Source organism: Bradyrhizobium erythrophlei (assembly GCF_900129505.1).
Taxonomy (GTDB): Bacteria; Pseudomonadota; Alphaproteobacteria; order Rhizobiales; family Xanthobacteraceae; genus Bradyrhizobium; species Bradyrhizobium erythrophlei_D.
The window spans coordinates 3,526,292-3,541,341 of the sequence record NZ_LT670818.1; the positions used below are offsets into that span (position 1 = coordinate 3,526,292).

Annotated in this window: 11 protein-coding genes, 1 tRNA gene and 1 pseudogene; 3 read left to right on the forward strand and 10 right to left on the reverse strand. The window is 62.4% G+C overall.

The genetic code is table 11. The features are described from left to right. Nucleotides 1-29 precede the first annotated feature (29 nt). A complete protein-coding gene (locus B5525_RS16270) occupies nt 30-542 on the reverse strand; it encodes a CvpA family protein (RefSeq protein ID WP_079566910.1) in 513 nt (170 codons plus the stop codon). Nucleotides 543-656: 114 nt separating this feature from the next. Here B5525_RS16270 and B5525_RS16275 point away from each other — a divergent pair, with 114 nt between their 5' ends. Beyond that, nucleotides 657-1,418: an SDR family oxidoreductase gene (locus B5525_RS16275; RefSeq protein WP_079566911.1), complete on the forward strand. Its 762-nt coding sequence runs from the start codon at nt 657-659 to the stop codon at nt 1,416-1,418. 79 nt (nt 1,419-1,497) lie between these two features. Here the strand turns inward: B5525_RS16275 and B5525_RS16280 are convergent, their stop codons facing one another. Next, on the reverse strand, nt 1,498-2,931 hold the full coding sequence (locus B5525_RS16280) for a coniferyl aldehyde dehydrogenase (protein ID WP_079566912.1): 1,434 nt from the start codon (nt 2,929-2,931) through the stop codon (nt 1,498-1,500). A gap of 367 nt (nt 2,932-3,298) precedes the next feature. Between B5525_RS16280 and B5525_RS16285 the strand changes: the two genes are divergently transcribed. Continuing rightward, nucleotides 3,299-3,375: transfer RNA gene (locus tag B5525_RS16285), tRNA-Met, on the forward strand. 206 nt (nt 3,376-3,581) lie between these two features. Here B5525_RS16285 and B5525_RS16290 read toward each other — a convergent pair. The 6 genes and pseudogenes from B5525_RS16290 to B5525_RS16315 form a co-directional block, all read right to left on the reverse strand. Then, nucleotides 3,582-4,655, reverse strand: coding sequence for an NAD(P)-dependent alcohol dehydrogenase (locus tag B5525_RS16290; RefSeq protein ID WP_079566913.1), 1,074 nt, complete (start codon nt 4,653-4,655; stop codon nt 3,582-3,584). Nucleotides 4,656-4,925: 270 nt separating this feature from the next. Next, on the reverse strand, nt 4,926-6,038 hold the full coding sequence (locus tag B5525_RS16295) for an ABC transporter permease (RefSeq protein WP_079566914.1): 1,113 nt from the start codon (nt 6,036-6,038) through the stop codon (nt 4,926-4,928). A gap of 2 nt (nt 6,039-6,040) precedes the next feature. Next, nucleotides 6,041-8,827 (reverse strand): ribosome-associated ATPase/putative transporter RbbA, encoded by a 2,787-nt coding sequence (gene rbbA / locus B5525_RS16300; RefSeq protein WP_079566915.1) that lies wholly within the window; start codon nt 8,825-8,827, stop codon nt 6,041-6,043. Beyond that, nucleotides 8,824-9,894, reverse strand: coding sequence for an HlyD family secretion protein (locus B5525_RS16305; protein WP_079566916.1), 1,071 nt, complete (start codon nt 9,892-9,894; stop codon nt 8,824-8,826). The genes rbbA and B5525_RS16305 overlap by 4 nt, the downstream gene beginning before the upstream one ends. A 3-nt stretch (nt 9,895-9,897) precedes the next feature. Continuing rightward, a pseudogene (locus tag B5525_RS16310) lies at nt 9,898-10,236 on the reverse strand (efflux RND transporter permease subunit); the annotation flags it as partial. Beyond that, nucleotides 10,220-10,777 carry an HdeD family acid-resistance protein gene (locus B5525_RS16315; RefSeq protein WP_079566918.1) on the reverse strand — a complete coding sequence of 186 codons (558 nt, stop codon included), beginning with the start codon at nt 10,775-10,777 and terminating at the stop codon, nt 10,220-10,222. The gene B5525_RS16315 and the pseudogene B5525_RS16310, both read right to left, overlap by 17 nt. A 373-nt stretch (nt 10,778-11,150) precedes the next feature. Between B5525_RS16315 and B5525_RS16320 the strand changes: the two genes are divergently transcribed. After that, entirely contained in the window at nt 11,151-12,272 is a 1,122-nt protein-coding gene (locus B5525_RS16320; protein WP_079566919.1) for a hypothetical protein, read from the forward strand. Nucleotides 12,273-12,638: 366 nt separating this feature from the next. Here the strand turns inward: B5525_RS16320 and B5525_RS16325 are convergent, their stop codons facing one another. Together B5525_RS16325 and B5525_RS16330 are read right to left on the reverse strand one after the other, a co-directional pair. Then, nucleotides 12,639-13,976: an amidase gene (locus tag B5525_RS16325; RefSeq protein ID WP_079566920.1), complete on the reverse strand. Its 1,338-nt coding sequence runs from the start codon at nt 13,974-13,976 to the stop codon at nt 12,639-12,641. Nucleotides 13,977-14,066: 90 nt separating this feature from the next. Then, nucleotides 14,067-15,035: an ABC transporter substrate-binding protein gene (locus B5525_RS16330; RefSeq protein ID WP_079566921.1), complete on the reverse strand. Its 969-nt coding sequence runs from the start codon at nt 15,033-15,035 to the stop codon at nt 14,067-14,069. Between the last annotated feature and the right edge of the window lie 15 nt (nt 15,036-15,050).

Below are 15,050 nucleotides of genomic sequence, written 5' to 3' on the forward strand. Positions count from 1 at the left end.
CCCGGCGTCCGCGGCAAGCGTCCGAGGCTTTATATTTGCCGGTCTTTTTTCAGCCGATCGATCGTGGCCGCGACCTCCGGCGGCAGCGAGCGAACGCCGGTTTGGCCGGCCACCGACAACAGCGGCCGCAGCCTGGAGCCTGCGAGGTAGGAGGGCTGGCGATCCGCTGGAACCACCTGATTGAAGATCATGATCAGCGTGACGGCGACGAGGCCGACCCGCACCGCTCCGAGCACGGCGCCGGCGAGACGATCGCCGATGCCGGCGCCGGGTCCGATGGTTTCGTCGAGCACCATGCACATCAGTTTGCCGAGCACGATGCCGGCCGCGAGGAAAATGCCGAACAACAGCGGCCAGTTCTGCGATACCGGCGCGTCGCCTTGCCCGATGGCCGGCGCGACCAATGACATCGCCCAAATAGCGATCGGCATCGCGATGAGATAAGCGAGGATGGTGGCGGCGCTGCGCAGCAGGCCGGAATTAAAGCCGAGGACGGCGGCGATGACCAAGGCGAGATAGACGACGGCGTCGAAACTGTTCATGAAGGACACTTCTGCTGCCGTGTTTCCTGTATCCGGGTTTGGTCAACGAAACCGGTTTGCGATCGCTACAATCGTCTGTATCAAGGAACGCGTGCCAATCTGGCGGAGCTGGTCATGTCGGGTTTATTCGACGTCAGTAAAGAAATTATCCTGATCACCGGCGCCTCGCAGGGGCTGGGGCGGCAGTTCGCGCGGGTGCTTTCCGGCCATGGCGCGGCTGTCGTGCTGGCGGCACGGCAGACCGCCAAGCTGAAGATTCTGGAGGACGAAATCCGGGCGAAGGGCGGCCGCGCGGCCGCGGTGCAGATGGACGTCACGGATATCGGATCGATCGGCAAGGCCATCGACAGCGCCGAAGCAGCGCTCGGTCCGGTCAGCGTGCTCGTCAACAATGCCGGCATCGCCATCGAAAAGCTCGCGGTCGATCAGACCGAGGCGGACTGGGATTCCGTCATCAACGCCAATCTCAAGGGCGGCTATTTCCTGGCCACCGAAATGGCGCGGCGGATGATCGCGCGCAATCAGGAAGGCAATATCGTCAATATCGCCTCCGTGCTCGGCTCCGGCGTGATGAAGTTCCTGTCGCCCTACACGATCTCCAAGGCGGGCATCATCCAGGCCACCAAGGTGATGGCGCTGGAACTTGCCGGCAACCGCATCCGCGTCAATGCGTTGGCGCCGGGCTACATCGATACCGAGATGAACCATGATTTCTGGTCGACACCGGCGGGCGAGAAACTGGCCAAACGGATTCCGCAGCGGCGCGTTGGCGCCGAATCTGATCTCGACGGCGCCATCATGCTGCTGGCTTCGAACGCCTCGCGCTACATGACCGGCAGCGTCGTGACGGTGGATGGCGGGTTCTTGCTGACGTGAGGCGGTAAAGATTCTCTCCACGTCATTGCGAGCGCAGCGGGTTTTAAATCCGCTCTGGTCTTTCTGGAAATTCCGACGGTTACGACAGAAACCGCAGCAGCTTTTCCATCCGCGCGATCTTCGCGCCGTAGGGCGGATAGAGATCGGCGAGCCGGTTGAACGGCGAGCGATAGAACACCGGCTTCAGCTTGCTCAAGCTGTCAAACCCCCATTGGCCGTGATAGGCGCCGGTGCCGGAGGCGCCGACGCCGCCCATCGGCTGGTTGATCTGTGCAAAGTGGAACAGGCAGTCGTTGACGGTGACGCCGCCGGAGACGGTCCGCGCCAGCACCTCGTCGCGTGCCGCATCGTCCTTGCCGAACCAGTACAGCGCCAGCGGCCGGTCATGCCTGTTGATATAGGCGACCGGCTCCGCGGCGTCCTTGTAGCCGATCACGGGCAATAGCGGTCCGAAGATTTCCTCCTGCATGACCGCCATGTCGGGGCTCGCGCCGACGACGATGGTCGGCGGGAACTTGCGCTGCGATTTCCAGGCGGGATCGCTCGCTTTTGCCGGCTGCATGATCCGCGCGCCCTTGGCGGCGGCGTCCGCCACCAGGCCTTCGAGCCGCGCATAATGCCGGTCGGAAACCACCGAGGTGTAATCCCTGTTGTCGGGAGTGGTGCCGAACATCGTCTGCATGCTGGCCTGCACTTTTTCCGCGAAATCCTGCACCTGCGCCTCCGGCACCAGCGCATAATCCGGCGCGATGCAGGTCTGCCCGGCATTGAGCAGTTTTCCGTAGGCGATACGCGCCGCGGCTTCCGCCAGATCCGCGGAGCGGTCGACGATGGCGGGCGACTTGCCGCCGAGCTCGAGCGTGATCGGCGTCAAATTTCGGCCTGCGGCCTCCGCGACGAGACGGCCAACGCGGGTCGAGCCGGTGAAGATCAGATGATCGAACGGCAGCGAGGCAAAGGTCTTCGCGATCTCCTCATCGACGCCGGTCACGACCATTTCGGAAGCGTCGAATTTGGCCGAGATCACCTCTTTCAAGAGCGCGGAGAAACGCGGCACCAGCTCACTCGGCTTGATCATCACGCGGTTGCCCGCGGCGATCGCGCCTACCGCCGGCGCCAGCGTCAGCTGCAGCGGATAGTTCCAGGGCGCGATGATGCCGACGACGCCGAGCGGCTGCGGGATCAGGCGATTCCTGGCGGGCATGAATTGCAGCGCGGTGGCGATGCGCCGCGGCGCCATCCATTTTTTCAGGTGCCTGGCGGTGTGCTTGATTTCGCCGAGCACGAATATCTGTTCCGCGAACAGGGTCTCGGTGGCACAGCGATGGCCGAAGTCCGCCGAGATCGCCGCTTCGAAGCGGGCCTCGTTGTCGGCGACGACGGCGCGCAGCCGCGCCAGCCTGTCGAGCCGCTGCTTCAGCGTCGCCGCCGGTTCGCTGCGCGACAGCTCGAACAGGTGGTGAAAGGTGTCATCCAGGGCGCTCTGGCCCGGGCTTTTCAATGGCTGGTCCATGGCGTGTTCCTCGGCGGTTTCTCGGGCGTGTTCCCGGTGGCTCTGACCCGGTTCTTTCTCGTTTCCTTCCCGTTTCCTTGGCTGGAAAGCTGGGCTTTTGCGCTGGCTCTGGCAAGAGCGCTCTCGCAGGACCGGTTTTCGACGAAAAAGCCGGATTCAGCGGATTTTTGCCGTCATAAAATCCTCAAAAGTCGTCTCGCGGCCCTTTCCAAAGCGGGTCAGCGTTGGTACATACCCCTCGCGCCCCCACGGCATTCGCTAAGGGGGTAGCCTTCTCAGGAAGCCTCCGGACGGAATAGCCGCGCTCCGCGCGTTGGCCAAAGACGTTTCGGCACCCGGTTTTTCGGCAAGGCGTGCAACGGTTTATCGCGGGGTGGAGCAGCCCGGTAGCTCGTCAGGCTCATAACCTGAAGGTCATAGGTTCAAATCCTATCCCCGCAACCAAGATCGGCACTAAAAACCCAGCAATCTCAATTGATTGCTGGGTTTTTGTCTTCAGGGTCGAGCCGTCGCCCCAACAAAATCAATGACTTGGTTTGGTAGGTTCAAATCAGGCACTGGCCGCTGTGGTGGTCACGGTTACGGCGGTCGCGTTGACGATGCTGTTTGGGTTTCCGATTCTTACTTCGTCCGAAAAGCGGCGTTTCCAGTCACGGCGTGATCGCGACCTTGAACACTCCATCACGTTGGTTCGCGAAGAGTTCATAAGCGGCTTCGATCTCATCCAGCTTAAACCGGTGCGTCACCATCGCGCTCAGGTCGACGCGTCCTGATTCGATCACCGCCATCAGTCGTCGCATGCGCTCCTTGCCGCCCGGGCAGAGCGTTGTCACGATCGTATGGTCGCCGAGTCCCGTCGCGAAGGCGTCGACCGGGATCCTTAGATCGGCCGAATAGACGCCAAGGCTCGACAAGGTCCCGCCCGGTCGCAACACCCGCAGGCAGGATTCAAACGTCGACTGGGTGCCCAGCGACTCGATGGCCACATCGACCCCGCGTCCGTCGGTGAGACGCATGATCTCTGCGACCGGATTTGCTTTGCTGAAGTCCACAACGTGGTCGGCACCGAGACGACGCGCCATCTCCAGACGCTCGGGCAGCCGGTCGACGGCGATGATCGTCGACGCGCCGAGGAGTTTCGCGCCAGCGGTGGCGCAAAGACCGATCGGACCCTGCGCGAACACCGCCACCATGTCGCCGATCCTGATCCTGCCGCTTTCGGCGCCGCTGAAACCGGTCGACATGATGTCGGGACACATGAGGACCTGCTCGTCGGTGAGTCCGTCAGCAACAGGCGCGAGATTGCCTATCGCGTCAGGCACGAGGACATATTCGGCCTGGCAGCCGTCGATCGTGTTGCCGAAGCGCCATCCGCCGGCAGCCTTCCATCCGTGTTTGGCATCGGGACCATCCTGGGAGCAGCGGCCACACTGGCACGCGTTGCTGTAGCCGCTCGGCGTGATGGCGCCAGCGATGACTCGCTGCCCCTCGCGGAATCCTCTGACCTCCGAACCGAGCTTCTCGATCACTCCAACAGGCTCGTGGCCGATCGTCAGACCTTTCGCGACCGGATACTCCCCTTTAAGGATATGGACGTCCGTTCCGCAGATGGTTGTGGTCGTAATCCGCACCAATGCGTCGAGCGGACCAACATCCGGCATGGACTTCTCTTCGAGCACGATCCGGCCCGGCTCGACAAAGACGGCAGCTTTCATTTTTGACATCTGATTTTCCCTGTTCTTGCAGTTCCGATAAAGTCAACCCGATCAAGCCATCGCTCTGGTCTGACAAGGCGCGATGCTGACGGAGCCGAGCGTTAAGTCACGGGTAATCGCACGCTTGCTTCCCGTCTGCCGCATCCCGCGTTTCGACGTCCTTCGGTCAACCAGTTCAATTTCCTTGCAGACGGTACTGCTCCCATTGTTGTTGCGACGAATTGAAGGTCACACACCATCGATTGACTTTGCCGGGGCATGGCATCGCGGAAACGTCCGTTATCGCAAGAACTCCCTGAATCGTTGCAAAGAGAAGAAGAACAGGATCGCTCCGATTACCAGCAGCGCGGCGAGCTGCGGCCAGACCACATCAAGCCCAGCACCGCGGAACAGCACTGCTTGTGCGAGAATGACGAAGTGGGTGTTAGGCGCGGCGAGCATGATATTTTGGATAATCTCGGGCATGCTCTCCCGCGGCGTCGTGGCTCCCGACAACATTTGTAGCGGCATCAGCACGAGCATCATCAAGAGACCAAATTGCGGCATGGTTCCGCCGACCGTCGCCAGAAAGATGCCCATGCTGGTCATGGCGAAGAGGTAGAGCGCCGTACCGAACAGGAACAGCGCGATGGAGCCTCCGATCGGGACCGACAGCAATCCCTGCACGACGAACACGAGCGATACGCTGGAGGCCACAAGAACGACAAGACCCATCGACCAGATCTTGCTCGCCATGATCTCGAACGGCGTCACCGGCATGACGAGCAGATGCTCGATAGTGCCGTGCTCGCGTTCTCGAATGAGCGCGGCTCCGGTCAGGATGATCGACAGCATCGTGATGGAGGAGATGACGTTATTGATTGCGCCGAACCAGCCCTTGTTGAGCTCGGGGTTGAAGCGTGCCCGGAGCGCCAGTTCGATAGGGAGAGGGGCGGCCGAGCGATAGCGGGCCAGAAACTCGCTGACCTCATCGCTGACGATGGACTGGATATAGCCGCTCCCGGTGAAAGCCTGCGACATGCGGGTCGCGTCGACGTTGAGCTGGATGGTCGGTGATCTCTGGGCCAGCATGTCGCGCTGGAAGTTGGGCGGGATGTTGAGCGCGAAAGTATCGAGGCCCGCGTCCATCCGGTCGTCCATCTCGGCCTGCGAGATCAGCCGCGGTATGGTGAAATAGGGCGGGTTGAACGCCGTGATGATGCGCGTCGCCACCGGCGACTTGTCCTCATCGATGATCGCGAGCGCGGCCTGGTTCAAGGTCTCCGGCTGCGCCTTCGATGCGGTATAAATGGAGACCGTGAAGGCATAGACGATCAGTATCAGCATCATGGGATTGCGCAAAAGCCCCCACAGTTCCTTGATGCCGAGCTCAATGATGTTGCCGGTGCGCATAGCTAGCTCGCTTGTTTCTTGAGAAGCGCCGCGGCAAGAGCGAGCAATATCGGGATGGTCACGAGCAGCGCTATGAACGGGCCGGACAGATCGGCGAGGTCAAGCCCTTTCGAAAAAGTGCCGCGCGTGATCGTGACAAAATATGCGGTTGGGTAGATCCGTCCGATGACCGCGCCGGCTCCCTGAAGCGACGAGACCGGATCGATCAAGCCGGAATACTGGGTGGCCGGGATCATGGTGAGCAGCGCGGTCGCGAAGATCGCGGCGATCTGGCTGTTCATAAACGCCGATATCAGGAGTCCCATCGCGGTCGTAATGATGACGTAGAGAAATGCTCCGGCCGTGAACGCCGGGAAGCTGCCGGTGAATGGAACGCGGAAGACGAACACGGCGAAGGCGGTCAACAGGAAGAAATTGAGCATGGCGAGCGCGACATACGGAAGCTGCTTGCCGACGAGAAACTCCAACCGCGTCACCGGTGTCACATAGAAATTGATGATCGATCCCAGCTCCTTCTCGCGCACGACGCTCAGCGCCGCCAATATCGCCGGTATGATCAAAAGGAGAATCGGGATCACGGCGGGAGCCATGGCCACGATGCTCTTGATGTCCGGGTTGTAGCGGTAACGGATCGCAAGCTGGAAATCCCCGGCGGTCGCGGCATTGCCGTAGAGCTGCTGTGCCCTCTGTGTCAGCCATTGCGAGTGCATCGCCTGCACATAACCCTTCACGGTCTCCGCCCGCGAGGGCATGGCTCCGTCGATCCACGCGCCAATCTGAACGTTACGGCCGTGTGCCACATCGCGCCCGAACCCCGGCGGAATCTCGATCGCAAGGCTCAATTCACCACTGCGCATGCGGCGATCGAGATCGTCGTAGTCGGTAATAGGGGGCATTTCGGTGAAATAGCGCGATCCGGAGATTTGCAGGATATAATCGCGGCTGATCGTCGTCTCGTCGCGGTCCATGACTGCGAACGCAAGATTTTCGACGTCCATGTTGATGCCGTAGCCCATGACGAACATCAGAATGACGCTCCCGAGAATGGCGAGCGTGGCACGGATCGGGTCGCGTCGCAGCTCGAGCGCCTCTCGCTCGGTATAGGCGAACACGCGCCGCAGATCGAAGAAGCGCATGAGCCGGCGGTGCGCGGCGCCGGGTTGGTCGGCCCGCGCAGCTTCGATTGTCGCCGCCGGTGCGGCGCTCTGCGGCTTAACATCTGTCGTGCCGATCGCATCCTGCAAATAGGCGACGAAAGCTTCTTCGAGGCTGCCGCCGCCGCGCTGATTGGCAAGTCTTTCCGGCGTGTCGCTGACGAGCACCTTGCCGGCATGCATGAGCGAGATACGATCGCAGCGTTCCGCTTCGTTCATGAAATGGGTCGATACGAAAATCGTGACGTTGTCTTGACGGGAGAGGTCGGACAGGCTCTGCCAAAAGCCGTCGCGTGCCACCGGATCGACGCCGGACGTCGGCTCGTCCAGAATCAGGATGTCGGGTCCATGGATCAGTGCCACGGCGAGCGACAGGCGCTGGCGGACGCCGAGTGGCAGCGCATCGGGCAACATATGCATGACGCCGGCGAGATCGAATCGCCGCGCCATCTCCTGGACGCGATTGGCGATGGTTTCGGGGGCCATCCGAAACAGGCGCGCGTGCAGCTCGAGGTTCTGCCGGATTGTCAACTCGGAATAGAGCGAGAAGGCCTGCGACATGTAGCCGACGCGGCGCCGCACATCCATGTCGTTGGGATCGACCTCGTGGCCGAACAACCTGGCTGTGCCTTCGCTCGCCGGCAGCAGTCCGGTCAGCACCTTCATGGTGGTCGTCTTGCCGCAGCCGTTCGATCCGAGAAAGCCGAAGATCTCGCCGCGGGCAATGCGGAAGCTGACATTGTCGACCGCGGTGAAATCGCCGAACCTCACGGTGAGCTGCTCGGCCTCGATCGCGATGTCGTCGGCGCTTTCGCTTCGGCGGGGAGGGATCACCACGTCCCTGTGGTCCCGGCGCTGCTCTTCCGGGAGCAACGCGATGAAGGCCGTATCGAGATTGGCCGCGCCTGTCTGCCGCAGCAGGTCCGCGGGCGACCCCGTCGCGAGTACCCGCCCTTCATCCATCGCAATCAGCCAGTCAAAGCGCGCCGCCTCCTCCATGTAGGCGGTAGCGACGATAACGCTCATGCTGGGACGGCCTTTTCGGATTTCGTCGATCAGCTCCCAGAACTGGCGGCGCGAGAGCGGATCGACGCCGGTGGTCGGCTCGTCGAGGATCAGGAGGTCGGGTTCATGGATCAGCGCGCAGCAAAGGCCGAGCTTCTGCTTCATGCCACCCGAGAGCTTGCCCGCGGGCCGATCCGCGAAGGGGGCGAGGCGGGTGTCGGTCAAAAGCTGCCTGATCCTGTGTTCGCGCTCGCCTTTGTCGTGTCCAAAAAGGCGGCCGAAGAAATCGGCATTCTCGAAGACCGACAGCGTCGGATAGAGGTTCTTGCCGAGACCTTGCGGCATGTAGGCGATCTGCGGACAGCTCAGCCGGCGATGTGCAGCATCGGCCATATCGCCGCCGAGCACGTGGACCCGTCCCTCCTGAATGGCGCGAGCGCCGGCGACGAGCGAGAGCAGGCTCGACTTGCCGACGCCATCCGGTCCGATCAGCCCGACCATGCGCCCGCTGGGTAAGTCGAGCGTGATGGCTTCGAGCGCGCGCGTCTTGCCGTAAGACAGCCCGACCGCTTCCAGCCGCACCACGGGCGCCAGAGAGTGGGAGCCGTCTCCGGTCGACGCGTCGTTCATTGGACCATCTTTTCGTTAAGCTGCGCCGGCCATTCCACGTTCGGGTCGAGCCGGACAAACGCCCTGCCGGGAAGCCCGGTCTTGACCTGTTCGATGTATCGCCGCAGCAGCTCCGGCGAGATATGCGCCCTGATGCGGAACATGAGCTTCTGACGCTCCTCCTCCGTCTCCACCGTCTTGGGCGTGAACTGCGCGACGTTTGCGACGAAACTGGCCGTGGCGGGAATGACATATTGGGGCGCGGCATCCAGCACGATGCGGACATCCGCGCCGATCGCGACACGCCCGGCCTGCGCCGTTGGAAGAAAGAAGGTCATGTAGACATCGCCGAGATCGACGAGATTGAGAACGCGTCCGCCAGCGGCCAGGACTTCCCCGGGCTGCGCCACCCGGAACTGCACGCGTCCATCACGCGGTGCCTTCAGCGTGCTGTCGTTGATGTCAGCCTTGATGCTCTCGATGGCGGCCCTTGCCGCATCGATCGACGCTTCGGCGTCGACCACTTGCGCCCGGGTGGAAGAGATTGCAGCTTCCGACGCCGCAAGCTGAGCCTCTGCCGCCGCCACTGCAGCCTTTGCACCCTCTGCGGCCGCCCGATCATCGTCGAGCACCTGTTGTGGCACGGCGTTGGTCCTGATCAGTTGCTCGGATCGCTGCAGCTTTCGGCCCGCCGTATCCAGTTCCGCATTGCGCTGAGCGATCACCGCGGCGGCGGATTTCTTCTCGGCCTCTCGCTGGGCGACGAGGCTTTTGGCGGTATCGACGCTGATGATCGCGCGGCGCAACTGCGCTTCGGCCTGACGGAGCTGGGCTTCCAGCTGCGTCGTGTCCATGCGCGCCAGCACCTGTCCTGTGGTGACGAAATCGCCCTCCCTGACCAGGATTTCCCGGATGCGTCCGGGGGTCTTGGTGGCAATATCGATTTCGACCGCCTCGATACGGCCGTTACCGCTGGCAATTCCCGGAGGGAGATTGTCTCTCCCGAGCTTCTGCCAGGCGTAGTAACCACCGGCCGCCAGAACCACGACGAGGAGGGCAATCAGCCAGCGTTTTCGACTGCTCCTCATGGTCTAGACCGTTTCTTCGACCGGCGGCAGCCGATTGGTTGATTTGGAAGCCCCCTTCACGCGCTCGCGCAGGCGCTGGAAGGTCACGTAGAGCGTCGGCACCATGAAGACCGCGATCGAGCTTGCGGCGAGCATGCCGGCAACCACGGCGATACCGACTGCTCTGCGGCTGAGCTCGGCAGCGCTGGTTGCGACCACGAGCGGCAACAGGCCAAGAATGAAGGCAACCGAGATCATCATGACCGCACGGAAGCGCATGTGGGCCCCCTGGATCGCCGCGTCGTTGAGCGCCACACCGGCCTCACGTCGCTCCTTCGCGAATTCGTTACGCAGTCCTCCGGACGGACTGAAGCGCATAGAGCAGCCACGCCAGGCCGTGCGAGATCAGGTCGACGCCAAGCAGGAATCCAAGGGCCCAGACGCTGATGGTCGGGAAACCGAACAGGATCAGAACACCGGCGAGTAATCCGAAGACGCCGGAGATCAGCATCATCCAGCCGTTCTGTCGCCAATAGGCGAAACCCAGCACGCACCGAATGGCGCCCGACGCGAGCAGCACGGCGCCGAGGAAATAGGTCAGGATCAGGGCGCCGGACGCCGGCTGCGTGAGCAGCACGAGCCCGAAAGCGAAATAGAGCGCGCCGAGGATGATCTGCCATGTGAAGCCGCCCCATCCCTTCGTCCAGAACGCATGCATGACCTCGAACGCGCCGGCCGCGATTGCGGTCAGCCCGATCAGCTTGACGCTGATGATGGTCGCGAACGCGACGTCGCTGAGAGCGAAGATTCCGGCGGCGATCATCACGATGCCAAGTAGCGCGCAGACCCAGAGTGGAGGCGGACCCAGAGCCTGGATGCCGGACTGGCGGTCATAGACTGTCATGCCATGCTCCTGATCTCTGTGATGATCGGCACGGTCGGAATGGTATCTTCCAACCCGCAACGCCGACATCCGACGAAACCCTGAGCCGCGGGGTGGGAATATTCCCATGCATCCCACCGGAGTTGCGTCGATCCCGGGTGAGATCGCCACCGCGAGTTATCGCCTGCCTCGCGGACCCAGCGTCAGGCCGATCCAAGCACCAGTCCCACGCGTAGCGTGCTGAAACACGGGAGCCTGCGGGTTCCAATGCCAATCAGAAGCTGCTGGATATCTTCCGATGCAGGGCCGCTCTGACGTGGTTCGCAAATTATGGGGGTAGCGAGTGCCGCAAGCTGCTATGGTTCGGATATCTCAGGCGAGATGGAGATTTGTCATGCTCTATGTCGACATTCCGACTACCGCCGATCTGAAATCACTGATCTCCCACCGCGACGACATCTGCCTGTCGATCTATCTGCGAACCTCGCCAGTGACGCAGGAGACCGCAGGCGATCGGATCGAGCTGAAGAATCTGGCAAAGCAGGGCATCCATCAGCTCGAAGCGGCGGGTACCGACAAGCGCCGCGTTGCTGCATTGGCCGAACATCTGGACGACCTTATCGACGATGACGAGTTCTGGCGGTTCCAGGCGCGCAGCCTCGCTGTGCTGGCCACGCCCGACAATGTTCAGACGTTTCGTCTTCCCAACGCGCTGGAGCCCGTCGTCGAGGTGTCCGATCGCTTCTTTTTGAAACCGCTGCTGCGGGCTGTCACGTTTCCCCACACCTGTTATGTGCTGGCGTTGTCGGAAGCGATGGTCCGTGTGATCGAGGTGTCCGCTGATTTGCCTGCGACACTTGTCAAGGTCGAGGGCATGCCGAAGGGGGCTGCCAGCGCAGTGGGCCGTTCGACCCTGAACGATCGATCTCCGAGCGGTCGCATCCAGGGGGCCGAAGGCCAGAAGGTGAGGTTGCGCCAGTTCGCACGACAGGTGGATAGTTCACTGCGCGCACTGCTTGCCGGCATCGATATCCCGCTGGTGCTGGCCGCGCTTCAGCCTCTCGCGTCGATCTATCGATCCATAAATACCTATGCGCATCTGGCATTGACGGGGATCGACGCCAGCCCTGACGCGCTCACTGAAGCTGAACTTGCGGCGCGTGCCCGCGCAGTGCTTGATGACCTCTATCGTGACGAGATCGCGGCCTTCGCCAGCCGCTTCGAGGCCCGCGAGAACCAGGGTCGCGCGACCACCGATATCGCCCAGGCGGCTCGCGCGGCCACCTATGGGGCCATCGAAACGTTGCTGGTCGACATTGATGAAGTCATTCCCGGAAAGGTGTCAGACGTAGATGGCAGCGTGACGTTTGCCGACGGACCGAGCGCTGGCAGCTATGGCGTGGTCGACGAAATCGCGCGGCGGGTCATCCACGCAGGTGGCCGCGTCCTCGGTGTTCGCAAAATCGACATCCCCGAAGGTAAGTCACTCGCTGCCGTCTTGCGTTATCCGATCTAGACCGCGGTCATGATCCAGCTCTGCGCGACGGATACCGGTGCCAGTTCCGCTTCGTTCCGCTTTTCGGAAACGAGCAACCTGACGAACGCGAAGGTGTTTAAGGCAGGGCGGTTTCGATCATGACGCGGTCCCAGCTCTGTTCGTGACCGGGAAGGATCGTGCCGCTGAGCTGGATATCGAGACGCTCGCCGGTCAGCGTGTAGTTGACCGTGTGGCTGGAGAAGCTGGTTTGGCCATGCCAAAGCTGAGCAAGTTCCTCGACATGTGCGCGTTGCCGGCGCGGTGAATTATGGCTGATTGTTCCGCCGGTGGAGCCGTAGACTTTCCGGCAGCCCCCATCCCGACCGACAAGCGGCCCCTGGCTGCTTAGATGCCGGGAATGCCGGGATCAAATGCCAAAACACTCTCCATCCATTTCGCCGCGCGAAGTGTGCGGTGGTCCTGCCGGTAGGCGCCGGCGATCTGGAGGCCGAGGGGCAGGCCGCGTTTTCCAAATCCGGCTGGGAGCGTCACGGCGGGTACGCCGAGCAAGGTCCACGGCGCACAGAATTCCGCGTTGCCGGTGAAGCCCAGGCCTTCCGGCGCTTCGCCAAAGGCCGGCAGGGTCACGATGGCATCGAAGCCGGAGATCTCGGTGGTAAACGCCGAGCGCAGTTTCTCCTGCTGCGCCTTGGCGGCAAGATATTCCAGTGCGGTATGGGTCTTTCCGGTCTGAACCAGCGATTTCAGGTGATCGCTGCTGCGGTCGGGAAAGCGTTCGACCAGGCCCTCGAAGATCAGCGCGGCCTCGCTGGCAAGGATGGTGTTGATCGCATGCCAGTTGGCGCGGTCGAGTTCACCGAGCTCAAGCTCTTCCAATACGGCGCCGGCGTCGCGCGACTTTGCAATCGCCGCCTCGAACAGCTGCTGCTGTTCGGGTTCCGTCCTCGACCATTTTTCAAAACGCACGATGCCGAGGCGAGGCCTCTGCAGCGGCTGCACGCCTTGCATGGCATCGATCTCAAAATCGGGAAGCGGCCGGCCATGCGGGTCACTGTCGTCAGAACCGGCCAGCAGCGACAGCGCAAAAGCGACATCGTCGACCCGTCGCGCGAACAGGCCGACGTGATCGAGCGAAGGACTGAGGGGATGCACCCCCGTGCGGGGGATCGCGCCGAAACTCGGCTTGAAACCGACGACGCCATTGAACGCCGCCGGCCGGATCACGGAGCCGAGCGTCTGCGTGCCCAGCGCTAGCGGAACGATGCCGGCCGCCACCGCCGCCGCCGAGCCCGACGACGAGCCGCCCGGCGTGTGCGCAGGGTTCCACGGATTGACCGTCGGCCCCGGATGCCGCCACGCGAACTCCGTCGAAACCGTCTTGCCGAAGATCGTGGCGCCGAGATTGCGCAGCCGCTCGACCACCCAGGCATCGCGCTCGGGAACGTGATTGCGGTAGATCGGCGAGCCGTTGGTGGTCGGCATGTCCGAGGTCGCGATGATATCCTTGATCGCGACGGGAATGCCCGACAGCGGCCCCGGCCGGCGCGCAACGTCGCGGGGGAGATATTCGAACGCCCTCAGCCTGTGCTCGGCGGCCTCGGCCTGTTCAAGACAGGTCGTGGCGTATTGATCCGCCAGCGTGGAATCGCGCTTGAAGCGCCTCAGAAGTTCGAGGACTCCCGCGCCGGAAGGCGGTGCGGAGCGCGCAGTCGGATCGGTCATGCCGGCAAATCCAGGACAAACAGCTCGAACACAAACAAGCCCAAGACGGAAAGTCGCATGGAAGCCGAGCTCGCGCCAGTGTACCCGGCTCTATTTCATCGCCAGCGCCGGTTCGATGAATTTCTTGACGACGAAGGTCTTGTAGTCCGGCTGGGCGGCGAGGTTGCCGAGCGCGATCTGGGTATCCATCGACACTTTCAGCGCGTCCGCCGTGATGTCCACGCTCGGAGGATAGACGCCGTCCGCGAGCATGCGCTTCACCGCGGCTTCGACCACGGCCGGATCGAGTGTCGGAAATTCCTTCTTGGCGATTTCGACGGTTTTCGCTTCGTTCCTGGTCATGAAGCGCATGGCCATTTCCATGCCGTTCACCACGCGCTGTGCGGTGTCGGGATCGACATCGTTGCGCGCGGTCACGGCGGAGAAGGCGTAGGCGCCGTACAGCTTCGGAAATCCGAGAACCACCTTCATGCCCTTGGCGACGGCCTGGTCGAGGCCGGGTTCGTACATCACGGCGATGTCGGCCTGCTTGGCGACGAAGGGGCCGGGTTCCGAACCGATCGCGACCTGGATCATGTCGACGTCGGTCTTGGCATCCATGCCGTTTTCCTTGAGCAGCTTCATGAACAGCGAGGTGCTGGTGGTCGGCATCAGGCCGGTGACGACTTTCTGGCCCTTGACGTCCTTGACGCCGTCGAATTTGAAATCCGGCGCGGTCGCGATCCAGACCGCTGCGCCATTGACGACATTGGCGATGATGTTGACCGGGGCTCCCTTCGACGCCGCGATCGCGGTCCATTCGGGTCCGTGGATCGAAAACTGCGCGCTGCCGGAAATCACGGCCGAGAGCGCGACCGTCGGTGCGCCGGCGGTTTCCTTGGTGAGATCGAGGCCCTGCTGGGTGAAGAACCCCTCGTCGATCGCGACATAGAGCGGCAGATACAGCATCGACTGGAACGCCTGCGACAGCGTGACCTTCTTGTTGTCCGCGAGCGCCGGCGTAGCGAGCAGGATAGTGATCAGCGCGGTGGCACGGGCGATACGCGTAAGCAACGGCATGTGATGTCTCCGTGT